This window comes from Rhizobium leguminosarum (genome assembly GCF_004123835.1).
GTDB lineage: Bacteria > Pseudomonadota > Alphaproteobacteria > Rhizobiales > Rhizobiaceae > Rhizobium > Rhizobium leguminosarum_M.
On record NZ_MZMU01000010.1, the window covers coordinates 252,445 to 275,471 of the forward strand.

23 protein-coding genes are annotated in these 23,027 nt (G+C 61.9%); 8 read left to right on the top strand and 15 right to left on the bottom strand.

Going from position 1 to position 23,027, the window contains the following annotated elements; translation table 11 throughout:
• Positions 1-104: 104 nt before the first annotated feature.
• Positions 105-1,883 carry an adenylate/guanylate cyclase domain-containing protein gene (locus tag B5P46_RS14635; protein ID WP_348639850.1) on the top strand — a complete coding sequence of 593 codons (1,779 nt, stop codon included), beginning with the start codon at positions 105-107 and terminating at the stop codon, positions 1,881-1,883.
• Positions 1,884-2,142: 259 nt separating this feature from the next.
• Here B5P46_RS14635 and B5P46_RS14640 read toward each other — a convergent pair whose 3' ends face one another.
• Together B5P46_RS14640 and B5P46_RS14645 are read right to left on the bottom strand one after the other, a co-directional pair.
• On the bottom strand, positions 2,143-3,420 hold the full coding sequence (locus B5P46_RS14640; RefSeq protein WP_129419284.1) for an L-fuconate dehydratase: 1,278 nt from the start codon (positions 3,418-3,420) through the stop codon (positions 2,143-2,145).
• 75 nt (positions 3,421-3,495) lie between these two features.
• Positions 3,496-4,230: an SDR family oxidoreductase gene (locus B5P46_RS14645; protein ID WP_129419285.1), complete on the bottom strand. Its 735-nt coding sequence runs from the start codon at positions 4,228-4,230 to the stop codon at positions 3,496-3,498.
• 436 nt (positions 4,231-4,666) lie between these two features.
• Between B5P46_RS14645 and B5P46_RS14655 the strand changes: the two genes are divergently transcribed.
• From B5P46_RS14655 to B5P46_RS14665, 3 genes are all read left to right on the top strand, one after another.
• Positions 4,667-5,452, top strand: a complete 786-nt coding sequence (locus B5P46_RS14655) for an IclR family transcriptional regulator (protein WP_129419287.1) — start codon at positions 4,667-4,669, stop codon at positions 5,450-5,452.
• A 466-nt stretch (positions 5,453-5,918) separates the two neighbouring features.
• Positions 5,919-6,755, top strand: coding sequence for an amidohydrolase family protein (locus B5P46_RS14660; RefSeq protein ID WP_129419288.1), 837 nt, complete (start codon positions 5,919-5,921; stop codon positions 6,753-6,755).
• A 202-nt stretch (positions 6,756-6,957) separates the two neighbouring features.
• Complete coding sequence (locus tag B5P46_RS14665; RefSeq protein WP_012763606.1) at positions 6,958-7,362, top strand: helix-turn-helix domain-containing protein; 405 nt, start codon at positions 6,958-6,960, stop codon at positions 7,360-7,362.
• A 40-nt stretch (positions 7,363-7,402) separates the two neighbouring features.
• Here B5P46_RS14665 and B5P46_RS14670 read toward each other — a convergent pair whose 3' ends face one another.
• The 13 genes from B5P46_RS14670 to B5P46_RS14725 all read right to left on the bottom strand — a co-directional run bounded on the left by B5P46_RS14670 (position 7,403) and on the right by B5P46_RS14725 (position 20,190).
• Positions 7,403-7,669: a hypothetical protein gene (locus tag B5P46_RS14670; RefSeq protein WP_129419289.1), complete on the bottom strand. Its 267-nt coding sequence runs from the start codon at positions 7,667-7,669 to the stop codon at positions 7,403-7,405.
• Positions 7,670-7,735: 66 nt separating this feature from the next.
• Complete coding sequence (locus tag B5P46_RS14675) at positions 7,736-8,479, bottom strand: TfuA-like protein (protein WP_129419290.1); 744 nt, start codon at positions 8,477-8,479, stop codon at positions 7,736-7,738.
• A complete protein-coding gene (locus tag B5P46_RS14680) occupies positions 8,476-9,738 on the bottom strand; it encodes a YcaO-like family protein (RefSeq protein ID WP_129419291.1) in 1,263 nt (420 codons plus the stop codon). Before B5P46_RS14680 ends, B5P46_RS14675 begins: the two co-directional genes overlap by 4 nt.
• Positions 9,739-9,751: 13 nt before the next feature.
• Positions 9,752-9,895, bottom strand: coding sequence for a hypothetical protein (locus tag B5P46_RS34430; RefSeq protein WP_164986492.1), 144 nt, complete (start codon positions 9,893-9,895; stop codon positions 9,752-9,754).
• A gap of 105 nt (positions 9,896-10,000) precedes the next feature.
• Entirely contained in the window at positions 10,001-11,992 is a 1,992-nt protein-coding gene (locus B5P46_RS14685) for a BTAD domain-containing putative transcriptional regulator (protein WP_206735351.1), read from the bottom strand.
• Between the two features lie 185 nt (positions 11,993-12,177).
• Complete coding sequence (nadC, locus tag B5P46_RS14690) at positions 12,178-13,101, bottom strand: carboxylating nicotinate-nucleotide diphosphorylase (RefSeq protein WP_206735352.1); 924 nt, start codon at positions 13,099-13,101, stop codon at positions 12,178-12,180.
• Complete coding sequence (locus B5P46_RS14695) at positions 13,079-14,620, bottom strand: L-aspartate oxidase (protein ID WP_129419294.1); 1,542 nt, start codon at positions 14,618-14,620, stop codon at positions 13,079-13,081. The genes nadC and B5P46_RS14695 overlap by 23 nt, the downstream gene beginning before the upstream one ends.
• Complete coding sequence (gene nadA, locus B5P46_RS14700; RefSeq protein WP_129419295.1) at positions 14,617-15,588, bottom strand: quinolinate synthase NadA; 972 nt, start codon at positions 15,586-15,588, stop codon at positions 14,617-14,619. Before nadA ends, B5P46_RS14695 begins: the two co-directional genes overlap by 4 nt.
• 69 nt (positions 15,589-15,657) lie before the next feature.
• A complete protein-coding gene (locus tag B5P46_RS14705) occupies positions 15,658-16,656 on the bottom strand; it encodes an NUDIX hydrolase (protein WP_206735353.1) in 999 nt (332 codons plus the stop codon).
• A gap of 29 nt (positions 16,657-16,685) precedes the next feature.
• On the bottom strand, positions 16,686-17,501 hold the full coding sequence (locus B5P46_RS14710) for a 3-methyl-2-oxobutanoate hydroxymethyltransferase (protein WP_206735354.1): 816 nt from the start codon (positions 17,499-17,501) through the stop codon (positions 16,686-16,688).
• 26 nt (positions 17,502-17,527) lie between these two features.
• Entirely contained in the window at positions 17,528-18,754 is a 1,227-nt protein-coding gene (locus tag B5P46_RS14715) for an NAD(P)/FAD-dependent oxidoreductase (protein ID WP_129419297.1), read from the bottom strand.
• 11 nt (positions 18,755-18,765) lie between these two features.
• Positions 18,766-19,080, bottom strand: a complete 315-nt coding sequence (locus B5P46_RS14720) for a MocE family 2Fe-2S type ferredoxin (RefSeq protein WP_129419298.1) — start codon at positions 19,078-19,080, stop codon at positions 18,766-18,768.
• Positions 19,081-19,101: 21 nt separating this feature from the next.
• Complete coding sequence (locus B5P46_RS14725) at positions 19,102-20,190, bottom strand: fatty acid desaturase family protein (protein WP_129419299.1); 1,089 nt, start codon at positions 20,188-20,190, stop codon at positions 19,102-19,104.
• 130 nt (positions 20,191-20,320) lie between these two features.
• On the opposite strand from B5P46_RS14725, the gene B5P46_RS14730 reads away from it, so the two are divergent.
• From B5P46_RS14730 to B5P46_RS14745, 4 genes are all read left to right on the top strand, one after another.
• Entirely contained in the window at positions 20,321-21,349 is a 1,029-nt protein-coding gene (locus B5P46_RS14730) for a LacI family DNA-binding transcriptional regulator (protein ID WP_129419300.1), read from the top strand.
• A gap of 161 nt (positions 21,350-21,510) precedes the next feature.
• Positions 21,511-22,323, top strand: a complete 813-nt coding sequence (locus B5P46_RS14735) for a TIM barrel protein (RefSeq protein ID WP_129419301.1) — start codon at positions 21,511-21,513, stop codon at positions 22,321-22,323.
• 58 nt (positions 22,324-22,381) lie between these two features.
• Positions 22,382-22,636: a type II toxin-antitoxin system VapB family antitoxin gene (locus B5P46_RS14740; protein ID WP_129419302.1), complete on the top strand. Its 255-nt coding sequence runs from the start codon at positions 22,382-22,384 to the stop codon at positions 22,634-22,636.
• Positions 22,636-23,025, top strand: a complete 390-nt coding sequence (locus B5P46_RS14745) for a type II toxin-antitoxin system VapC family toxin (protein WP_129419303.1) — start codon at positions 22,636-22,638, stop codon at positions 23,023-23,025. The genes B5P46_RS14740 and B5P46_RS14745 overlap by 1 nt, the downstream gene beginning before the upstream one ends.
• The last annotated feature ends 2 nt before the right edge of the window (positions 23,026-23,027 follow it).

The following is a 23,027-nucleotide window of genomic DNA, read 5'->3' on the forward strand; positions in this document are numbered from 1 at the left end:
GCTCTCCTGATGAGGGAGTTCCTTTCCATCCCAGATTAGCCATATGTGTTATGGTCATGTCGAATTCGCGAGTCCAAAAAGATGGGCGAAGACTGGAGGGGTCGTTGCAGAGAAGGCTCGCAGCTATTCTAATCGCGGACGTCGTCGGCTATTCTCGCTTAGTCGAGGCGGACGAGAACGGAACGCTTGCGGCTCTCGGCAGCTTGATGACGTCGTCGTTACGTCCGGTTATCGCCGCTCATGCTGGACGTGTCGTCAAACTAATGGGCGATGGTCTGGTCGCGGAGTTCATCTCGGTGGTCGAGGCTGTTTCTTGTGCGATCGCAATGCAGAAGTCCGTGGCGAGCCATCAGCATCTCGTCGATCCCACGAGCAAGATCGTCTTTCGCGTAGGAATCAATCTCGGCGACGTCGTGGTAGACGGTGACGACATCTTAGGGGACGGAGTTAATGTGGCGGCGCGACTGGAGCAGTTGTGCCCGCCGGGTGATGTTCTAATCTCCGGCGCAGCGTACGAACATCTCGCGGGGAAAATCGACGCCACGATCGAGTACGCGGGAGAGCAGCGCCTCAAGAACATCACGCGCCCAATCAAGGCGTACCATCTTCCGCTGAGCGGATCGAAGTTTGCCGTTTCCGACGTCTCAAGATCCACTGGACCAACCATCGCAGTCCTTCCATTTGAAAACATGGGCGGTGACCCTGAGCAGACGTATTTCAGCGATGGAATCACCGAAGACATCATCATCGAGCTTGCCAGGTTCACCGAACTCATGGTGATCGCAAGAACCTCGTCGTTCGCGTTAGGCGGCCGGACGGGTGACTTGCGTGAGATCGGTCACATTCTCGGCGCGGATTACGTGGTCGAGGGAAGCGTCAGACGAGCAGACAATCGGATCCGGATCGCGGTGCAGCTTGTCGAAACAAAAGGCGGCACTCATCGTTGGGCAGAGCGTTACGACGCCTCCATGGAGGATATCTTCTCCACCCAGGAAGAGATAGCGCGCAGCATCGTAGCCATGGTCGCGCAACGCGTCATAGACGACAACGAACTCACCTCTCGAAGACGCCGTCCGGAAGACGTGCGAGCCTACGATCTCTTCCTGCAGGGCAACCGCCTCTCCGACGACTTCCGGCCGGGAGCACAGGAGCGCGCCGAGGCGCTGTTTGAAAGCGCTGCCAAGGCGGACCCTACTTTTGCACGCGCCCATACAGGTCTCGCCTATATCTACCTTAACCGCGCCTCGAAAGGAGGCCTTGGTATCCCAAGGGAACGTGACGATAACCGGATCAAGGCGCTTCGATCGGCCGAAACGGCATTCGCCTTGGACCCAAGCGATCCTCGGGTACAATGCACTCTGGGTTACATTTGTTTGACCTGGCGAGACTTCAAAAGGGCGGAGCATCAACTCGACCTCGCAAAGTCGATGAATCCCAATGATGCCACTATTCTGATCCTGTGGGCGTGGATGCAAGGAGCGCTGGGGCGACCGCTCAAAGGCTTGGCCGGCGCCGAGGTCGCGTACCGGCTGAACCCGCTACATCCCAGTTGGTATAACTACTACAAATCCCGTCTTCTGTTCCTTGCAGAACGATACAGTGAGGCCGCGACCCTTCTGGAACAGCGGACTTTTGACACGCCCGAGAGAGAGCCGCGAGACATGGCATGGCGCGCAGCGTCCTACGGTCATCTCGGTCGGATCGATGATGCTGAGAAATGCGGAAAAATGTTCGTTGATGTTATTAGGAGAAGGTGGTGCGGAGCGGCGACGGCAGGTCCCGCCGACTACGTGAACTGGCTTGTTGATGTCTCGTATCTCTACAACGAGCATGATGTGTTGCGGCTCCGCGAGGGATTGAGGCTCGCGGGTCTGCCGGGATGAATGTGCTCGCGGTATCGGCGGCAGTTAACGCCCGATCAATCGCTGCGCCTCGCTCGGGACGTCTGCGAGGTCGCTGATCTCGTGGCGGTGACGGGGCGCCGAGTGCGTGGGCCGCAAGCTGATGCTCGGTGCTCCAGGCGCGCGAATGTCGATGCCCTAAAGCGCGTCGCGATCTTTCAGATTCGCCCTTTGCGCTTTAAGTCTTTGTTTTTACGCATGTCGTTATCGCAAAACCGCGCACATTTTTGCGCGACATGCTTTAGCCTCGAAACGTATAGTTGCTGATCGAGGCCGGTTTCATCTCGATGGAGAAGCCCGGCAGGGTGGGCGGCATGTAGGCGGCGTTCTCGATCAGGCAGGGGTCGAGGAAGTGTTCGTGCAGATGATCGACATATTCGATGACGCGGCCTTCTTTGGTGCCCGACACCGCGACGTAGTCGATCATCGACAGATGCTGCACATATTCGCAGAGCCCGACGCCGCCGGCATGCGGCCAGACCGGCAGGTCGAACTTGGCGGCGATCAAGAGCACGGAGAGAACCTCGTTCAGCCCGCCCATGCGGCAGGAGTCGATCTGCACGATGTCGATCGCGCCCTCGGCGATGTACTGCTTGAACATGATGCGGTTCTGGCACATCTCGCCGGTCGCGACCTTCACCGGGCCGATCGCCTGACGGATCTTGCGGTGGCCGGCGACATCGTCGGGGCTTGTGGGTTCCTCGATGAAGAAGGGCTTGGCGAAGGAGAGCGCCTTGACCCAGTCGATCGCCTGGCCGACGTCCCAAACCTGGTTGGCGTCGATCATCAGGTAGCGGTCGGGGCCGATCACCTCGCGGGCGATCCTGAGGCGGCGGACATCGTCTTCCAGGTCGCGGCCGACCTTCATCTTGATATGGTTGAAGCCGGCATCGATCGCCTCCTGGCAAAGGCGGCGCAGCTTTTCGTCGCCGTAGCCGAGCCAGCCGGCCGAGGTCGTGTAGCAGGCGTAGCCCTCTTTTTCGAGGACGGCGATGCGTTCCGCCTTGCCCGCCTCGGCACGCTTCAGGATCTCGACCGCCTCGTCGCGCGTCAGCACATCGGTGAGATAACGGTAATCGACGATATCGGCGATCTCTTCCGGCGACATTTCGGCGACGAGCCGCCAGACCGGTTTGCCGGCCTGTTTGGCAAGCAGGTCCCAGACGGCATTGACGACCGCGCCGGTCGCCAGATGAATGGCGCCCTTTTCCGGGCCGATCCAGCGCAGCTGGCTATCGCTGGTCAGATGCCGCCAGAAGGCGCCGGGATGGGCGAGAACTTCTGTGAGGTCGGCGCCGACGATAAGATGGCGCATCGCTTCGATCGCCATGCAGCAAATGTCGTTGCCGCGGCCGATGGTGAAGGTCAGGCCGTGGCCGGCAAGGCCCGGCGCATCCGTATCGAGAATGACGTAGGCAGCCGAATAATCCGGGTCGGGGTTCATCGCATCGGATCCATCAAGGCTTTGCGACGTGGGAAAGCGGAGATCGAAGACACGAAGGTCGGTGATGCGGGTCATGATTGTTCCTCCCGATTATAATTGTATGGGCTGATTATATAAGACCGGCAGGACTGCCGGCCGCGTCAGCCGAGATCAGATCGTCCAGCCGCCGTCGATGGCGATCGCCTGGCCCGACGTGTAGGTCGCGCCGGCGAGATAGACGGCGAGATCGGCGATCTCTTCCGGCGAGCCCAGCCGGCCCATCGGCTGGCGGGCGATGAAGGCGGCGCGCGCCGCGTCGTAATCGCCCTGCGCCCGCATGCGGTCCTGCAGCGACGGGCTTTCCACCGTGCCGGGGCAGATGGCGTTGCAGCGGATGCCCTGACCGACGTAATCGGCGGCGACGGCTTTGGTGAGCCCGATCACCGCCGCCTTGGTGACGCCGTAGGCGAAACGGTTCGGCACGCCCTTGATGCTGGAGGCGACGGAGGCCATGTTGATGATCGCCCCGTCCTTGCGCTCGATCATGCCGGGCAGCACGGCACGGATAGTGCGGATCATCGCTTTGACGTTGAGGTCGAAGGCGAATTCGAGATCGGAATCCTTCATCTCGAGGATCGAGCCGGCATGGACGAAACCGGCGCAGTTGAACAGCACGTCGACGGCGCCGATTTCGACGACCAGAGCTTTGACCGCATCCTCTTCGAGCACGTTCAGCTGATGGGTGAAAACGCCAGTTTCGGCGGCAAGCGTCGCCAGCGCCTCGGTGTTGATATCAGTCGCGTGAACCTTGGCGCCGATCGCGGCAAAGGCTGCCGCCGTCGCCCGGCCGATGCCCTGGCCGGCGGCGGTGATGAGAACGGTCTTGCCGGAAAGTCTGTTTGTCATATCACGGGCCTTTTCTGGAATTGTCTACGCTGGACGATGGAGTGCGGTTCATGTTTTGGCGAAGCTCGGTCGTGATGGAACGCCTTGTCCATCATCGTCCGCCATTCGCCCTCTTTGCGCGTTTCGACCGGGTTCTGGCAAGATGCGCGCGGCTCTCTGTCTTAAATGGAGGAGTTGCTACCGTTGCAAAGGCAGACCAGCGCCGGATCCCGCCGACCGACCATGCGGATGCTTGTCTTCGACGACCTTCGCCAGTTCCAGGGCCGATGACCATTCCCATGCGCTGCATGGTCTTCCTCCTAACGCCGTCCTGCTCTTCAGTGATGATTTGTCTGTTTATAGACAAACAGACGATTGACCAAGGGTCAAGTGCGAAGTTTTCCTTTTCCGGCTGCGGTTCTGCGTATATGCAGAATGATATTCACAGGAGGAAGGAATGGAGACGGACGAGTCCGACCGCTATCGTGCTCCTGCCCTCGACAAGGGCCTCGATATCCTGGAGCTGCTCGCCGGCGTCGACAGCGGTCTCACCCAGGCTGATATCGCCAAGCGGCTCGACCGCAGCCCCAACGAATTCTACCGCATGCTCGATCGTTTGGTGCGCCGCGGTTACGTCACCCGCCTGGATGGCGACCGCTACTCGCTGACGCTGAAACTCTTCGGCCTTGCGCAGCTGCACGCGCCGGTGCGCCGGCTCGCCTCTTACGCCACGCCGCTGATGCGCGATCTTGCCCAGCGCACACGCCAGGCCAATCATCTCGCCGTCTTCGATCGCGGCGCGGCTGTCGTCATCGCCCAGCAGGAGGCGCCGGACTATTGGGGATTTTCGATCCGCATCGGCGCCCATATCAGCCTCTTCGACACCGGTTCGGGGCATGTGCTGCTTGCCTTCCGCAGCGAGGAGGAGCGGGAGATGATGATCTCGGAACATGTGCGCAGTCGCTCGGACATCGAACTCGGCCCTGAATTCTACGATCGTCTCCACCAGATCCGCGAGCGCGGCTACGAGATGATGGCGAGCGCCCAGACATCAGGCGTCTACAATCTTTCCGCTCCCGTTCTCGGGCCGGACCGCCGCTGCATCGCCGCCCTCACCTGCCCCTTCATCGCGCTCGTCAATGCGCCCTCTGCTCCCGATATCACCCAGGCGATCACGCTGGTGCAGAAGGCGGCCGCCCAGCTTTCACTGCTTGCCGGCGCCGATGTCGTCAACTCTGGCTGACGGGTACACGGCACCGCGTTGGAACAGGAAATGTGACGGCTGCTTCGACGGCGGGTTTGCTGAAACAGACCCCCACCCTCCGTCATCCCAGGCCTTGATGAGCCTGGGATCCACGCCCACTGCTGATAGAGAGACCGGTGTGGATCCTCGGGTCAAGCCAGGTCAAGCCCGAGGATGACGGAGGGTGGGGGGCTTCTGGAGCAAGGGCAGCGAGGAATATGGGCGCAGCTACGATTTTCACGTGGGCTTCTCAGCCCCATCATCCGCCCTACGGGCACCTTTGTCTGGGTTGAGCCATCGGCATCAACCCTCCCTCGACCCCTCGAGGGGAGAAGAGGACACGCCGCGGCCTCTCCGTTCCCCGCTTACCTCTCACACAGCAAACGCTGACCCCGAGAATTTCTATTTGAACAAACCATTCACCAGGGATAGCTTTGCGGGAAGCCTACTCTTGGAGGAGAAGAGCGTGTTCATCGACACCCATCTGCATATCATCGATCGGTCGGCGCTGCCCTATCCCTGGCTCTCCGGCGCGCCTGATCTCGATCATGATTTCCTCTACGAGACCTATGCGACAGAGGCCGGGCGCTGCGGCATCACCACGGTGCTGCATATGGAGGTCGACGTCGATCCCACCGCGATGCAGGCCGAGACCGATCACGTCGCCAGGATCGCCAAAAAGGAAGGCAGTCTGATTGCAGGCGCCATCGTCTCCTGCCGGCCGGAAGAGGAAGGCTTTGCCGCTTATCTCGAGCGGCAAAAGGCCGATCCCTTCGTCAAGGGGTTCCGCCGCGTGCTGCATGTCGTGCCTGATGATGTCTCCGAAGGTACCCTGTTCCGCGAAAACATCAGGCGCATCGGCGGCAGCGGCCTGACTTTCGACCTTTGCACCTTGCCGCATCAGGCGAGCCGTGTGACCGCCCTCGCCGATCTTGCGCCTGATGTGCAATTCGTGCTCGACCATTGCGGAGTGCCGGATATCCGCTCGGATGCCTTCCAGCTATGGAAGGCCGGCATATCGGAGATTGCCCGGCGGCCGAACGTCGTCTGCAAGGTCTCCGGCGTCGTCGCCTATACCGATGCGAAGACATGGACGGCGCAAACGCTGCAGCCCTATATCGAACATGTGATCGCAAGTTTCGGCTGGGACCGCGTCGTCTGGGGCAGCGACTGGCCGGTCTGCACGCTCGGTGGCGGCCTCTCTACCTGGGTTGCGGCGACCCATGCCATGCTTTCCGGCGTGAGCGAGACAGAGCGCTCGAAGTTGCTTTTCGCCAATGCACAGCGCCTCTGGTCGCTCTGACGTCACAAAATCAAGCGACCGGTCTCCTGGACGTGCCAATCCGGCATGCTTTTTGTACCATTCCGAGACAAAAATGGCCCGATTTTCGGGCTTAACTCTATCTACATGCAACCAATTGCTAGCCTTATTTATCTCGGCTAAAAGTTGTTGACACGGATATGGCGAATAACCCCTTGTCCGCTGCCTTCAGAAGGGAAATGAGATGAAAGAAGAACCGCATTCCGTCGATGTTCACGTCGGAAAGACGATCCGCATCCAGCGTCTGTTGAGGAAAGTTTCTCAAACGGAACTGGGCGATCGTGTGGGCGTAACGTTCCAGCAGATCCAGAAATACGAAAAGGGCTCCAACCGCGTTTCCGCCAGCATGCTGGTCGAAATCGCCGGCGCGCTGAAGGTCGATGTCCGGACGTTTTTCGACGACCTGTCGACCCCTGATAATGCCAACGACAACCCCGCTCCGAGCGAGGAATTCGTTATTTCGCGCGAAGGCGTCCTTCTCAATGCGGCGTTCTTTTCGATCAAGAACGAAGCGCTTCGTAAAAAGATCCTGAAGCTCGTCCAGGCGATTGCCAACACCGAACAGTTGGATACTGAAGCGGCCGAATAGACCGGTTGTCCTTCACGTGATCCGAACGGACCGCATGAGGTCAATGGCGATCGATCAGGATTAGATTCTCGCTGGCATCCTTCATTGCGATCTTGGCTTTGCTGCCGAGCAGCTTCTCGAGATTGACGTCAAGCTCCCTGTCGGGATCTATGCCGTCCCAATCGATGACGACCTGCAGCAGCGCCATGTTCGTCAGGTGCATCAGATTGCGCAGCTGAAGCTTTTCAGCCTCCTCCTTGGCTGCCGACAGCAGCCGGAAGATCCTTGCGTATTCGCTGCCGGTACCCTCGTTGTATTGATCAAACATCGTTCCCGCCTCTTTGGTCGTGGAACCCTACGATTCCATCACTGCTGCATCATTCCGCCGCGACCGTTATTCAAGCGTTACAGGAACCGCATTGCGCGTGACTTCGGCGTGCAAGAGCTCCCAATGTGAGGTCGCGGCAAAGCGCCAGTCACGGTTGACGGGGAGGAATTTGTCCCGGCGCAGCCATTCCAGCACCAGTCGCGCGTCGTTGCGTTTGCGCTCGACGCGGTTCTTGCGAATGGCGGCGAGGATGTGGTCGCGGCGCGGCTTGCGGAAATGGCACTCGTCGGCCACCTTCGCATAGGTGCGCTCGGAAAAGTGCAGGAAACGGCCGGCAAGCAGCAGTTTCTTGCGCTCGCCGGGCGAAATCTCGCCGCTGGCGTAAAGCGCATCGATCGTCGGCTCGAAATCGACCCAGGGAACGGAAAGCGGCAGCCAGCCGAGCTCCTGCGGCGCATGCACCAGCGCGACGGCCTCATCGTCGAGCAGCCGTCCGGACTCATAATCTTCGAAGATCGAGCCGAGCCCGACCATGCCGAAGGGGGCGCATTCGGCTGCTCGCAACGCCCCCATGCTGGCCCCGCCGGCAACGGCGACATCGTGTTCGAGTGCGTAAAGTATTTCCTTGTGCCAGACCGAAGGCAGGTCGCCGAAATAGCCGTCGACGAGGCCGATCGCGGTGGCGCCGTCCTGAACGGCCTTCAAGATGTCGCCGGCGGCGGCCGGCGGCCGGAAATCGATGCAGGGAGACATGGCTCTTGCTGCGGCAAGATCGCTGCCAAGGCTCGGGCCGACGAACAGCACCTTCATGATTCGGCTCCTCTGATGGTGTTGACCGCACGCAGGCCGAGCTGGATGTATTGGCCTGAAATATCGACCTCCAGTCCCGGCACGATCACCCTGACGACGAAGACCGGCAGGGCCCGATGCGGGAACGGCACGACGACGATCTGTTCGATGCCGCTCGCCGCCAGCCGGTCGGCAATATGGTCGATGGTGTCCTGGATCGTCGCCGGGCGGCGATCGCGGGCCTGGAACGAGCGCATCCGGCCGTCGCCCTCGCAGAGTTCGACCACCTGCTGCATTGCCGCACTCCTGTCGAGCCGCTGATAGATGCGCGGCGAGAAATCGTCGCGGCTGCCGGCAATCGCGGTCAGCCGGCTCTGCGCCGCTTCGGTGATGGCGCGCAGCGCGGCGCGCACGGGATCGGGGTGGCAGCCGCAGCCACCGCAGACATGCGACCAGCGCGCGTCGACACGGTCGGAAAGATTGCCTGGCATGATGACGGCCAGAAAAGCGGGAACGCCGATATCCGTCGTCATGTCGAGCAGCAGCAGTTTCATGCCGGCGCGGGTGATCCGGTCGGTCATGACGTCGATGACCGCATCGCCGAAGGAGGCGGGGTCGATGCGGCTCTCCTTCAGGCGCTCGGGCGATTTCAGCTGGGTCAAGGCCCAGGCGTCGCGCTCCACCAGCTCGCAAAGCCCATGCAGGACCGCTTCGGACGGTGTGTTGCCGGAGGCAAGCCCATCGCTCGACTGCTCGAAGCCCGGCGGCCTCTCGCCGCGATGATCGAGACCGACGAGCCACCAGGGCACGAAGACGCTGCTGCCGGAAAGAATGTCGAGCCCGGAGCACCACGGAATAGGACTGCTGCCGATCTCGTCGGGCGCGCAGCGTGCGACATTGTCGAGATCGATCATGGCGGCACGCTCCGCCCGCATGCTCTCGACCGTCGCCTGCGTCAGGTCGGCGGGGGCAATTTCGGCGATCCGCGTCTCGACCGCCTCCATCGCCGCCGAGGCCATGGCGGCATCGTTGTCGATACCCTTGCCCTGAAAGACCGAGAGCGTATGGCTGTTCGGCCTCGTTGCAAAGGCGACGGGGATATTCAAGACGTCGAGTGCCGTCAACAGACCGACGCGCGTAATGCCGAATTCGCGCAAATGCGGCCTGATGGCTGCAAGCGTTTGAGCCGGCGTGACGGCGCGGTCATGATAATCGCTGACACCGGCCGATGATCGTTTAAGGTCACCGGCAAGCGTTTCAAGGTCGGTGAAAGCGGACATGCCGATCTGTTCCTTAGCGGAACCTCAGCGCATGCGTCAGGCTCTCGAGCGCATTGGTGGAAACGCTGAGCTCGTCCTGCTTCATGGCTGCCTTGGCGGCTGCAGAGAAGCGCAGCGACTGTGTCTGAGCTGTGGTGGTTTCAGCATTCGTCTTCATATTTCATCTCCGATTGGTCAGGCAGCGCCTTGCTGCCGTTAACCATCGGAAAGAAACATTGCCTGCGTCATTTAAGCGTTACAGGCTTCATTAAAAGGCGGTGCATCAGGGAAGGCCGGCAAGATGCAGGCCCTGTATCAGCGGTTCCGTATAGGCGGGATCGCGATCGGGGACGAAATGACGGATGTCCTCACTGCGGAAATCGGGGAAGTTTTCCAGCACCACCCTAGCGTAGTTCCTGGCCTTGCCTGTGTCGCCTGCCATGGCATGCGAGGCAGCGAGCAGGCGGGCCGTCGCCTGCTTCGTCTTCACCGGTTCCAGCGCCTCGATCGCCATTTCATACTCTTCGCGCATGAAGTGGATGCCGCCGAGGTTCCAGTAATAATAGTCCGGCGGCAGCGGATTGAGTTTGAAGGCAGCGCGGCTGAGCTCCAGCGCTCGATCGAAATCGCCATCATGGGAAAGCGCGTCGGCATAGTCGGCGAGGATGTCGGCATCGTTGGGATTGAGATCCTGGGCTTGCTGAAAATATTCCAGGCTTTCGTCGAAGCGGCGCCGATAAAGCGCCACAAAGCCGAGCTCGCGATAGGCCCGGCCGCTGTTCGGGTCGGACTGCTGCGCCTGCCGGGCAGCGCCGTTCGCCTCGTCGAGCAGTTCCTTGTCCCGCATGCCGCGGATCAGCCATTCCATGCCGAGCGCGCGCGACATGCCGGCATGGGCGGCAGAGAAATGCTCATAACGATTGAGCGAGGATTTGAACCATTTGCGCGCCTGGCGCAGATGCTGCAGATCGGTATGGGCGATCAGCCGCTTGCCTTCCAGGTAGAGGCGGTAGGCGGACGGCGGCGCGTCGCCGATCGGCATCGCCAGTTCGTGACGCTCGATCGTGTCGGCGAGCGAGGAAACGATCCGCCGCGTCAGATGCGCGAAGGATTCGCTGATCTTCTGCATGACCAGCGGAAGTTCGATGGCCCAGATCACCTCCGATGTCGTCGTCCGCGTCAGCCGGCAAGTCGCAAAGACATCCTCGTCGCGGCCCTGGATGGTGACGTAGACCGCGTAGTCGAAGCTGAGGTCGAGCGGACCGGGCACGGCACGCGACGGATCGATCGAACGGCTGAGGATCTCCAGGCTGGTATGCGCCGCGATCACCTTGAAGCCGCGCTGCTGGCTGAGACCGATGGTGACGTCTTCGAGAAGCGCCCTGCCGACGCGCTCCATCAGCGGATCGGTGAAAATGCTTTCCGGCGGCAGGATGATGATACGCGGCTGGCCAAGCGGACTGACGGAAAGGTTAAGCGCCGACTGAGAATGTCCCGACGTTGCCTGTGCTGCCGGCACCAGGTTAAGTTCGCGGGCAAGAGCGGTTGTGCTTTCTTCCGGCTCGGTGTCGAAGTCGTCCTTCAGCTGGCTCTTGCACTTCAGATAGGCCTGACGCGCCGCTGCCGGATCGTTCATCCTGACATAGGTGCGCATCAAGGCGCGGTAGGCCGTCTCGCTGGCAGGGTCGAGTTCCAGCAGGCGCCTGGCAAGCGTGACCTGCTCTTCATCAGATCTGTCTTCCGATGTCTCGACCAGCCGGGTGAGATGAGCGGAGCGCAAGTCGTCGACACGCTGGCGCTCAAAGGTCAGCCAGTCCTCGGCGCCCTGCGTCGGCGATTTGACGCCTTCGAGCAATTCGCCGTTCAGCAGGCCGCCGTCTTCGGGTGCGAGTGGCCCTTTCTGTTTCAGGATATGAACATCGACCTCCCAGCCATCGGCAAGGCCGATATGGGTTCGGGTCGGGGCAAGCAGCTGTGGAAGGCCGGCGGGAACGCTCTGTTCGATGCGCGCCAGCAGTTGGCGCAGGCTGCCGGCCCGTTTTTCCGGCAGTTCCGATTGCCAGAGCTGTCGCCTGACGGTTTCGCGGTCGAGTTCGAAATTGGGTTCGGCGGCGAGCATGGCGAGGAGAAAATAAGACTTCTCCGGCAAGGGGAGTTCCCTCCCCGCCGCCAGCAATCGCGGTCTTCCGAGCAGGCACAGCCTGTTCGTCAGCATCTGCCGGATGTCCGTCGCATCTCGGTTCTCACCCCTGAAAGCCAAGGCGCACAAGCGCACCGGCCAGTCCAAACCATGTTAGAGCCATAAGAGGCCGGCGCATAGCGGCTTTGCTTTAAAAAGAAGAAGTTTCATCGAATATTTGCATATTCTCGCGCCACACGGAGAGGCAATGCTTTGCCAACACTTTCGTGAGGATGCGGTTTGCGTGTTGTGGCGGCAGGTTATTTCCGCCGTGAAATAGATCACAGCACCTGTGCAATCCGTTTCGGGCTTGTTTCCGTCGCGGTCTCGGCTTCGACGAAATCGAGCCCGATATCCAGCACCGGCGCGCTGTGCGTCAGCCAGCCGACGGAAATGAGGTCGACACCGGAAGCAGCGATTGCGGCAGCCGTTATCGGCGTGACCCGGCCGGATGCCTCGGTGATGGCTCGGCCGGCGACGATAGCGACGGCCTCGCGCAGCTGATCCGGCGTCATATTGTCGAGTAGAACGGCGTCGACGCCGGGCTCCATCGCCTCATGCAGCTGATCGAGGGTGTCCACTTCGACCTCGATCTTCACCATATGGCCGACGCCGGCCCGCGCCCGGCGGATCGCTTCAGCGACGCCACCGGCGATGGCGACATGATTATCCTTGATCAGCACGGCGTCATAAAGCGCGAAGCGGTGATTCATACCGCCGCCGGCCCGCACGGCATATTTCTCCAGCGCCCTGAGCCCCGGCGTCGTTTTGCGCGTGCAGGCGACGGAAGCCTTGGTGCCCCTGATGGCGGAGGCGATCCCTGCCGTCACTGTGGCGATGCCAGAGAGGTGACCGAGGAAATTCAGCGCGGTGCGCTCGGCACTCAGCAGGCCGCGCGACGGGCCTTCGATGGTGGCGATCACGTCGCCAGGCTTTACCGCGTCGCCATCCTGGAGATGGCGGCGCATGACGATCTCGGGATCGACGAGAGCGAAAGCGAGTTCGGCGGCATCGAGGCCGGCGATCACGCCCGGCTGACGCGCAGCCATCACCACCGTCGAGCGGTGATCCCGGGGGATGACCGATGCCGAGGTGATATCGCCGGCAAGACCGAGATCTTCGAGAAGCGCAGCCCGCACCAGCGGCTCGACGATCAGGCGCGGAAGGGCAACGAGGCTCATCTCAGGCACTCCTTGCAAGGGCATAGGGCGGGGTCGCGCGGGCGATCTCCAGAACGTCGGAAAGGTGCATCTGGCGCCGGTTGGCGTTGGCGAGCTTCAGCGGAAAATCGGTGCGGGCATGGGCGCCGCGCGATTCGATGCGCAGGCTGGCAAAGACGGCGATCAGCAGCGCGACGATGGCCGGATCGGCGGCCGGGCCGTTGCCTTCGGCAAGCGGCAGCAGTGCGGCGATCGCCCCCTGAATGGCGCCGGCATTGCGCAGCACGCCGAGATGGCGCGAAACGATCGGCCGGACGAGCGATGCATCGGCCGGCGCCGGCAGTCTCCCGGCGGAGATGGTGCCGGTACCACTCGCCGGCATGCCTGAAATGTCGCGCGCCGCCCGCACGCCCATGACAGCCGCTTCCAGCAGCGAATTGCTGGCAAGCCGGTTTGCGCCGTGCAGGCCGGTCGAGGCCGCCTCTCCGGCGACCCAGAGACCGGGAACCGAACTGCGGCCATTTGCATCCGTGGCCACGCCGCCCATGTGATAGTGAACGGCGGGTCGCACCGGAATGAGGTCTTTCGCCGGATCGATGCCGGCCTCGCCACAAAGGCTCGAGATGACAGGAAAGCGCGTGGCAAAGCGGCTGCCGAGAGCATCCCGGGCATCGAGAAAGACTCGTCCGCCACGGGCGATTTCGGCGCTGATCGCCCGCGCCACCACGTCGCGCGGTGCAAGCTCGGCCCCTGGTATGCGGGCCATGAACCGTTCGCCTCGTTCGTTGATGAGCAAGGCCCCCTCGCCGCGCACCGCCTCGCTGACGAGCGCCAGCGGCCTGCGGCGTGAATCGAGCGCGGTCGGATGGAACTGGACAAATTCCATATCGGCGAGCGCTGCACCGGCCCTTGCTGCGAGCGCGATCCCCTGGCCGAAATTGCCCATCGGATTGGTGGTCGCGTCGTAAAGCCCGCCGATGCCGCCGGTGGCGAGCACCACCCTTGAAGTCGGCAGAATGGCGGCTCCATTTTCGGTCGCGCAGAGCAGACCGGTGACTTGCTCGCCATCCATCAGAATCCGCCGCGCCTCGAAGCCTTCGAGCACTGATATAGCCGGCGTTTTCATCACCGCCTTAATCAGCGCGGCGATGATCGCCGCACCCGAGCCGTCGCCTTCGGCATGGACGATACGGCGGCGGCTGTGAGCGGCCTCCAGCCCGAGCGAAAGTTCGCCCGCAGCATTCCGGTCGAAACGGACACCGGCCTGCTCCAGCGCGGCGATTGCAACTGGTGCTTCGGCAATGATGCCGGCGGCGATCGTCGGATCGCAGAGGCAGTCGCCAGCGGCAAGCGTATCGGCAAGATGCAGCGCCGCGCTATCGTCGGCGCCGACGCTGGCGGCGATGCCGCCTTGTGCCCAGGCACTCGACGTCTCCGCGCCGAGTGCGGCGCGGGTGACGATGACGCAGGGTTCCGGCGCCAGGGTCAGCGCGGTCATCAGCCCGGCAAGGCCGCTGCCGACGATCACCGTGCGTCCGGCAAGATGGTCGAGAAGCTCGGTCATATCGCCAGCATCCTCTCGACGGCGCGGCGCGCAGCCACGGCAATTGCCGGATCGACCGTCACTTCGTGGCGGTTTTCCTCGAGGGCGGCGCGGATGTTGGCCAGCGTGATCCGCTTCATATGCGGGCAGAGATTGCAGGGGCGAATGAACTCGACATCGGGATGGTGCACGGCGACATTGTCGCTCATCGAGCATTCGGTGAGCAGCACGACGCGCGCCGGCTTCTGCCTGCCGACATAATCCGACATGACAGCGGTGGAGCCGGCGAAATCGGCTTCGGCCACCACCTCTGGCGGGCATTCGGGATGGGCGAGCACGGTTACGCCGGGATGGTTTTCGCGCAGCTGGCGCACGTCCTCGGCGGTGAAGAGTTCATGCACCTCGCAATGGCCATGCCAGGCGATGATCTCGACATCAGTCTCGCGGGCGACGTTACGCGCCAGATATTCGTCCGGGATCATCAGCACCTTCGGCACGCCGAGCGATTCTACCACCTGCTTGGCATTGCCCGAGGTGCAGCAGATGTCGGAGGCAGCCTTCACCGCGGCCGAGGTATTGACATAGGTGACGATGGGCACGCCGGGATGGGCCTGGCGCAGCAGGGCGATATCCTCGGGCGTGATCGAATCCGCCAGCGAACAGCCGGCGCCGAGATCCGGGATCAATACTGTTTTCCCGGGGTTCAGCAGCTTTGCGGTCTCGGCCATGAAATGCACGCCGGCAAGCACGATGACATCGGCATCGACCTCGATCGCCTTGCGGGCGAGCGCCAGGCTGTCGCCGACAATATCGGCCACGCCGTGGAAGATCTCCGGTGTCTGATAGTTGTGCGCGAGAATGACGGCGTTGCGGCGGCGCTTGAGCTCGAGGATCGCGTCGACGTCATTTTCGAACATCATCCATTCCGCTTTGGGAATGACACGGCTGACGCGCTCGTAGAGCGAGGATGCGGAAACAGGATAATTCATGACCGGCTCCTAATTATGCTCTCTTTGAGCATATCATAGCCAAAGAGATATTCTCACGGTGAGCATATGTCAATTGCGGGAGAGCGGTAATTTCGTTCCTGCCAGCGCCCGTTCTTCGAGCACGGTGTGGCGAAAGCGGAAAAGCTTGGCCGGCCGGCCGCCGGTTTCGCTTTCGGTGCCGCCGGTTTCCTCGACCAATTCCTGCTGTTCGATGAGGCGGCGGAAGTTCTGCTTGTGCAGCGTCAGCCCCGCCAAGGCCTCGATGGTGCGCTGGAGCCTCAGCAGGGTGAAGCTCTCCGGCATCAGCTCGAAGACGACGGGGCGGTATTTGATCTTGGCGCGCAGCCGGGCGATTCCGGTTGCGAGAATGCGGCGGTGATCGGCAAACATCGCGCGGCCGAGATTGGCCTCCGCCCCGCATCCGGCTTCCGAGACGAGCCCCGCCTCGTAAAGCAGTTCATAGCGCTGCAGCGCCAGATCCTCGTTCCAGCCGCCGCCGTCGAGGCCGAAGGTGAAATCCGCGCGGCGATGGCGATGGTCGCGTCTTCCCGGATCGGCATCGGCCCAGCTCCTCAGACGCGCCATGATCTCGCCAAGCACGGCTGGCCGGCCCTGCCGGTGGTCTTCCCAGGGGAAATATTCGTACCAACCGTGCCATCCCGGCCGGCCGGCGCCCGACTGCTCGTTGACGAGGCCGAGATAGCTGATCGAGATCGTCCGCCCGCCTGGGATGTCGTTGTTCCGGTCGCGGTCGGCGAAGGTATAGAGCTGTTCGAGATAGCCGACGGGATGTTCCGTCTGCTCCTGCACCCATTCGCGCAGGCCAGATTGCAGGGTGCGATGACCCATTTCGAAAGGCCCCGACGGCAGCGCATTGCCGGAGCGGATGGTCATCACGCGCGGCTCGTCCCCCGTCACCGCGACGAGCACCGCAATCAATTCCGCATGCGCAAAGCCGATCGTCACAGGGGACCGAATACTCCGTTCCGAATGAATCGAACGGATAATTCCTGACACAGGCCGGGACGGAAGCCAATGGAGAGGAAGCGCCTTTACGGCGCTTCCCACATCATCGAGGCAATAGAACTCGTTTGCCCTCAGCTATTGCCCGTCTCGCTTTTTAGCCGCTGCAGGAAGATTTCCAGTTCCGCGGCGTCGATACCGACGAGATGGCGCTTTTCCGGATAGGTGCCGGTCCTGACATCCTCGGCAAATTCGGTGAAGGCGGCGATGCGCTCGCGCTGCAGCCGGTCGTGTTCGGCGGCAAAGTCACGATAGATCTTGGCATGGCGGGGATAGTGGTCGCGATTGGCGCCGAGCACGTCGTCAGCGAAGAGATATTGGGCGTCGCAGCCGCTGCCGGCACCCATGGAGATCATCAGCATCGAGGTGTTGCTGCTGATGGCGGCAGCGATATCCCCCGGCACGACTTCGATTTCGGCGGCGAAGGCGCCGGCCTCTTCCAGCGCCTTGGTCTGCCGCCAGATCTCGGCCGCACTCGCCGCCGTCTTGCCGACGGCGCGGAAGCCGCCGGTCCAGGTCGCCTTCGAAGGGATCAGTCCGAGATGGCCACAGACCGGGATGCCCTCGTCGCGCATGCGCCGGATCGTCTGCAGGCTTGCGGCGCAATAGACCGCATCGCCGCCCGCCTTCAATGCCGCGAAGGCGGCACGCAGATAGTCCTCGGCCGAAACATGGTCGCCATATTCGAGCCCCGGAATGGCAAAGGGCGTGGGGGCGATCTCGCGAAAGACCGGCCCGAGCAGCGAGGGCGGCACGGAGACCATGTCGATCCCCGCCTTTTCGGCGGCTTCCGCCTCCTCCAGCGAGGTGACGCGCAGCATGGTGAGCTGGCGCTTGCCCTTTTCCGAAAGCAGATCGGCGACGGTTGCGCGTCTATGTTTTTTCATCATCAATTCCTTTGAAAATATCGGGCGGCTCAGGCGGCCAACAGTGATTTCAGCTTGATGTCGCTGGCTGCGAGTGCTGCCGGGTTCGGATAGGCGCGTGCTGCGATCAGCATTTCGGCGAGCCTGATATCGCGCGCTACCGCATTGCCTGGTCCGATGCCGCTAGCAGCGATCAATCGTCCGCTGGCGTCGAGATGGAAGAGAATGAAAGCGCCTGCGCCGAGCTCGCGGCGCTGATGCGTGGCAGCCCCTTCGGCAAGGCCTGATATCTGCAGCGTCATGTCGTATTGATCCGACCAGAACCACGGCACGGCCGATACGGCTTCGTCGAGGCCGAGCATGTTGGCCGCGGCCAATGTGCCCTGCTCCTGGGCATTGCGCCAGGATTCGAGCCGCACCCGCCGGCCGCCATAGATCGACAGCGGAAAGGAGCAGCAATCGCCGGCCGCGAAAACATCAGGTGCGGAGGTCCGGAGATGGGTGTCGACGGCAATGCCATTGTCGATGGTGAGGCCCGCTCTTTCGGCGATCTCGACATTCGGCCGTGCACCAATGCCGACGAGGACGAGATCGGCTTTGATCACCTCGCCGGTCGACAATCTGATCAGGGCTTTGCCGTTTTCCGCAGTCAGCGTCTCGATAGACACGCCGCAGCGGATATCGACGCCTTCTGCGCGGTGGCGCTCCGTGAGCAGATCGGCGATCTCCTCCGGCACGCCACGCTTCAGCACGCGTTCCAGCCCCTCGATGACGGTGACGTCGGCACCGAGCAGCCGCGCCGTTGCCGCAAGTTCCAATCCGATGAACCCGCCGCCGATGATGGCGATATGCCGTCCCGGCTTCATTGCATCCCGCAGCGCCGCCGCATCGTGATGGGTCCTCAGCGAACGAATATGCCGGCTGCCCTCCGGCGCGCCGGGGAAAGAACGCGGGGCCGCACCCGTCGCAAGCAGAAGCTTGTCGTAGGAAAGCGCCGTACCGTCCGAAAGGGTGACGATCCTGGATGCGGTATTGAAATCCCTTGCCTCTACGCCGGTCAGCAACCGGATACCGTTTTCGACGTATTTTTCCGCCGCGGCGATAAATTTCGGATCGCTTGCATCGGTGGAGCCGGCCTTCGAAAGCGGCGGCCGTTCATAGGGCGGAAGCGGCTCGGCGCCAACCAGCGTTATCTCGCCGGCAAAGCCCTTTTCCCGTAAGGCGAAGGCGGCGCGCGCACCGCATTCGCCCGCGCCCAGGATGACGTAATGAACCATGCCGGCCTCCCTCAGAGCGAGATGAAGACGGCGCCGTCTTCGATTTTGACCGGATAGGTCTTGAGATTGACGCAGACCGGCGCGCCCTTGGCTTCGCCCGTCTTGTAGTTGAAGCGGCCGTTATGCTTCGGACATTCGATGATCTCATCCATGACAAGCCCGTCGGCGAGATGGATATGTTCATGTGTGCAGAGCCCGTCGGTCGCGAAGAATTCGTCGTCCGGGCTGCGATAGACCGCGAAGGTGCGCCCTTCGTGATCGAAGCGGATGACATCCTCCTCGTCGATCTCATCCTTGTCGCAGACCTGGATCCAATTTCCGCTCATCTTGTCCTCCCTCGATTGTCTTTATTGCGCCGCCGGGGCCAGCTCGTTGTGGAATTCCTCGCGATAGGGCCGCGCGGTCGCCGGCAGTTCGCGCTTCAGGAAATAATCCTCGTTGCGCAGCTGGCGCAGGAAGGCCGGGATCATCTCGCGATAGCCGGACCAGATCGATGGGTTCGGCGCCGGCAGGTCGTGCTTGATCATCGCGTGCAACTGGGGCAGCGCGTGGTAAGGCACCATCGGAAACATGTGATGTTCGACGTGGTAGTTCATGTTCCAGTAGATGAAGCGGCTGATCGGATTCATATAGACCGTGCGGCTGTTCAGCCTGTGGTCGGTCACATTGTCTGCAAGGCCGCCATGCTGCAGCAGACCGGTCAGCACATGGTGCCAGGCGCCATAGAGGCGCGGCAGGCCGATCAGTATCAGCGGCAGGATCGAACCCATGGCGATCGCGGCGGCGATCGTCGCCAGATAGATCGCCAGCCAGATGCGGGCGATGCGGATTGCCTTTGGCTGCTCCATCTCGGGGATGAAAGTTTTTTCCGCCGCGCTGACGCCGCCGAAGGCATTGCGCAGCATGTCGACGACCGCATGCCAGGCGTCGAGGATGCCGAAGAAATTAAGCACCAGCCGGAAGAGATCGGGCGGCCGCATGACGGCGATCTCTGGATCGCGACCGACGATCACCGTATCGGTGTGATGGCGCGCATGGCTCCAGCGCCAGGTCACCGGATTGCGCATGATCATGAAGCAGGCAATCTGGTAGACGACATCGTTCATCCAGCGCGTCTTGAAGGCGGTACCGTGACCGCATTCGTGCCAGCGGCTGTCGGAGGCCGAGCCGTAGAGCACGCCATAGGCGAGGAAGAAGGGCAGCGCGATCCACGAGCCCCAGAAATAAATGCCGAGCCCTGCGAGGACCACCATGCTGCCAAGCCAGATGACCGTGTCGCGGATCGCCGGCGCATCGGAGCGCTGCATCAGCGCCTTCATCTCCTTGCGCGGAATATCGGTGTGATACCATTCGGCTGCCGCGAGCCCCGTCTCGACGGCGGTGCGGCCGCTTTCGCCGAGAAGGTCGTAGTCACGCTGCTTTGTCTGGGTCGCCATTATCCGCCTCCCGTGCCCTTGCCTGGGAGAATAGGTTGACTTTGAAAAGCGCTCAATGCAGGTTTGATATAATCTATCAAAATACGTCATGAATGGCTTGCATTCATGATTGAATCCATCAGGAACGCCGATGCGCCGTCCCACCATATCCGATCTCGCCCGCGCCTCCGGCGTCAGCGTCGCCACCGTCGATCGCGTTCTCAACGCTCGCCACCGCGTGCGCGAGGAAACGGCGCGGCGGGTCTATGATGCGGCACAGTCGATCGGCTATCACGCTGTCGGCCTGATCAAGCAGCGCGTCTTCGAGGATCTGCCGCAATACAAGCTCGCCTTCCTGCTGCAGAAGCCGATGCAGCCTTTCTATCAGAGCTTCGTGCGTGAGATCGAAACCGCAGCGCGGGCGCTGACGACGGCGCGCATCCAGACGCAGATCGACTTTCCGTCAGCCGCGACACCGGCTGCGATCGTCGAAAAGATCAAGACGCTCGGCGCCCGCAACCAGGCCGTTGCTCTGGTCGGCCCGGATTATCCGGCGGTGACGACGGCGGTCGAAGAGCTGAAGGAGCGCGGCATTCCGGTGTTTTCGCTGCTCTCCGATCTCGCCACCGGCGTGCGCGACGCCTATGTCGGCGTCAACAACCGCAAGGTCGGGCGCACCGCCGCCTGGACGATCGCGCGCACGGCGAAGAAGCCCGGCAAGGTCGCCTGTTTCGTCGGCAGCCACCGCTTTCACGGCCATGAGCTGCGGGAAATCGGCTTCCGCTCCTATTTTCGCGAGAATGCGCCGGAGTTCGATGTCGTCGACACGCTGATCAATCTCGAGACTGCCGAAATCACCCATGAGGCGACGTTGACGCTGCTGCAGAAACATTCCGATCTCGTCGGCCTCTATGTCTGCGGCGGTGGCATGGAGGGGGCGATCTCGGCGTTCCGCGAAGAAGGCGTCGGCGGCAAGATCGTGCTCGTGGTCAACGAGTTGACTCCCGACAGCAAAGCCGGTCTTGCCGACGATATCGTCGCCATGGCGATCGGGACCCCCCTGCCCGCCCTCTGCAAGGAGCTGATGGTGCTGATGACCAGCGCCATCGAAAACGGCGAAACGGCGGTTCCCGGGCAGCTCTTCCTGCCTTTCGATATTCATATTTCTGAGAACATCTAAACAATGATGGAATTCCATCATTTCGTTGGAAATTCTCTCAGCAATGAAAGCGAGCGCCGGCAATGACGGATGGATTGCGACGTTAATTCCGATAGAAATTCGCTGACCCATTCACGAGGACTGCTCCGCCGTGACGCGGAGATCAGGAGGAGATATCAATCATGACGTCGATCCGTTTTGCGCTCAACCACATGGCCGCACCGTCGCTCGCCATCGACGACTTTTTCGCACTGGCCAGATCGCTCGGCATCGATGCCGTCGAGATCCGCAACGACCTTTCCGGCAATGCCATCCTTGACGGCACCAAGCCCGAAGCGATCAAGGAGGCTGCCGCCCGCCATGGGCTAACGATCATCTCGATCAATGCCCTGCAGCGCTTCAACGAGTGGAACGCGACAAGGGCGGCCGAAGCGCAGGAACTGATCGATTATGCCAGCGCGTCGGGCGCCAAGGCGCTCGTGCTCGTGCCGAAGAACGACGGCACCGGCTGCGCCGATGGCGAACGGCAGGTCAATCTGCGCCAGTCTCTGGCCGCGCTGAAGCCGATGCTCGAGAAAGCCGGCATTATCGGTCTCGTCGAGCCGCTCGGTTTCGAGATCTGCTCGCTGCGCTCGAAGACCGAGGCGGCCGAGGCAATCAGGGAGCTCGGCGCGGAATCGACCTTCAGGCTTGTCCACGACACCTTCCACCATCACCTTGCCGGCGAAGCGGCGACCTTCCCTGAGCTGGCCGGCCTCGTGCACATCTCCGGCGTCAGCGATCCTTCCGTTTCCGTTGCCGATATGCGCGATTCCCATCGCGTGCTCGTGGACGGCGACGACCGGCTCGATAATGCCGGGCAGATCAAGGCATTACTGCAGGCGGGCTATGCCGGCCCGTTCTCCTTCGAGCCCTTCGCAGCGGAAGTTCATGCGGTCAAGGACCCGGCCGGTGCGCTTCGCGCCAGCATGGATTATCTCAGCACACGGGTTTGAATTGAAAGAGAGAGCCGGATTAGGTACGAATGTACCGACTAGGTATCTAGGTATCCTCATGGCTCTCAACATCAAAGATCCTGTTACCGAAAAGCTCGCCCGCGAGCTTGCGGAAAAGACTGGTGAAAACATTACAATGGCGACCCGGCGCGCGCTTGAGGAGCGTTTGCGGCGGGTCAGCAGTCGTCCACGCAAGGAGGAACTGCTGCGCGACGTCGAGGCAATCCAGAACCGGATCCAGGCGCTGCCGATCCTCGACAATCGCAGCGCCGACGACATTCTCGGCTATGACGAGAATGGATTGCCGACCTGATGGTGATCGATACCTCCGCGATCCTTGCCGTTCTGTTCAGGGAGCCGGAGGCTGCGGAATTCCTCGATAGAATTGCCGGCGATCCGGTGCGGTTGGTGTCCGCCGCCGCGGTCTTCGAGGCTTCCATGGTTATTGAAACGCGATATGGCGAGACGGGTGGCCATGAACTTGATTTGTTTCTCGACAGAATCGATGCCGAGATTGTTCCCGTCGGTGCCGGACTCGCCGAGACTGCACGGCATGCCTGGCGACGTTACGGCAAAGGCCGCCATCCCGCCGCCTTGAATTTCGGCGATTGTTTTTCCTATGCGCTCGCTGTCGCTCGTCACGAGCCCCTTCTTTTCAAAGGCAATGATTTTTCCAGGACGGATATCCGCCCGGTCGCCTGAAG

Bases quoted from the DNA above. Each gene is read 5' to 3' on its own strand.
- B5P46_RS14735 (WP_129419301.1), top strand. From the start codon at position 21,511: ATGACGTCGATCCGTTTTGCGCTCAACCACATGGCCGCACCGTCGCTC.
- B5P46_RS14665 (WP_012763606.1), top strand. From the start codon at position 6,958: ATGAAAGAAGAACCGCATTCCGTCGATGTTCACGTCGGAAAGACGATC.
- B5P46_RS14730 (WP_129419300.1), top strand. From the start codon at position 20,321: ATGCGCCGTCCCACCATATCCGATCTCGCCCGCGCCTCCGGCGTCAGC.
- B5P46_RS14725 (WP_129419299.1), bottom strand. From the start codon at position 20,190: ATGGCGACCCAGACAAAGCAGCGTGACTACGACCTTCTCGGCGAAAGC.
- B5P46_RS14680 (WP_129419291.1), bottom strand. From the start codon at position 9,738: ATGTCCGCTTTCACCGACCTTGAAACGCTTGCCGGTGACCTTAAACGA.
- nadC (WP_206735352.1), bottom strand. From the start codon at position 13,101: ATGCCCTTGCAAGGAGTGCCTGAGATGAGCCTCGTTGCCCTTCCGCGC.
- B5P46_RS14740 (WP_129419302.1), top strand. From the start codon at position 22,382: ATGGCTCTCAACATCAAAGATCCTGTTACCGAAAAGCTCGCCCGCGAG.
- B5P46_RS34430 (WP_164986492.1), bottom strand. From the start codon at position 9,895: ATGAAGACGAATGCTGAAACCACCACAGCTCAGACACAGTCGCTGCGC.
- B5P46_RS14710 (WP_206735354.1), bottom strand. From the start codon at position 17,501: ATGATGAAAAAACATAGACGCGCAACCGTCGCCGATCTGCTTTCGGAA.
- B5P46_RS14695 (WP_129419294.1), bottom strand. From the start codon at position 14,620: ATGACCGAGCTTCTCGACCATCTTGCCGGACGCACGGTGATCGTCGGC.
- nadA (WP_129419295.1), bottom strand. From the start codon at position 15,588: ATGAATTATCCTGTTTCCGCATCCTCGCTCTACGAGCGCGTCAGCCGT.
- B5P46_RS14655 (WP_129419287.1), top strand. From the start codon at position 4,667: ATGGAGACGGACGAGTCCGACCGCTATCGTGCTCCTGCCCTCGACAAG.
- B5P46_RS14720 (WP_129419298.1), bottom strand. From the start codon at position 19,080: ATGAGCGGAAATTGGATCCAGGTCTGCGACAAGGATGAGATCGACGAG.
- B5P46_RS14745 (WP_129419303.1), top strand. From the start codon at position 22,636: ATGGTGATCGATACCTCCGCGATCCTTGCCGTTCTGTTCAGGGAGCCG.
- B5P46_RS14715 (WP_129419297.1), bottom strand. From the start codon at position 18,754: ATGGTTCATTACGTCATCCTGGGCGCGGGCGAATGCGGTGCGCGCGCC.
- B5P46_RS14645 (WP_129419285.1), bottom strand. From the start codon at position 4,230: ATGACAAACAGACTTTCCGGCAAGACCGTTCTCATCACCGCCGCCGGC.
- B5P46_RS14640 (WP_129419284.1), bottom strand. From the start codon at position 3,420: ATGACCCGCATCACCGACCTTCGTGTCTTCGATCTCCGCTTTCCCACG.
- B5P46_RS14670 (WP_129419289.1), bottom strand. From the start codon at position 7,669: ATGTTTGATCAATACAACGAGGGTACCGGCAGCGAATACGCAAGGATC.
- B5P46_RS14675 (WP_129419290.1), bottom strand. From the start codon at position 8,479: ATGAAGGTGCTGTTCGTCGGCCCGAGCCTTGGCAGCGATCTTGCCGCA.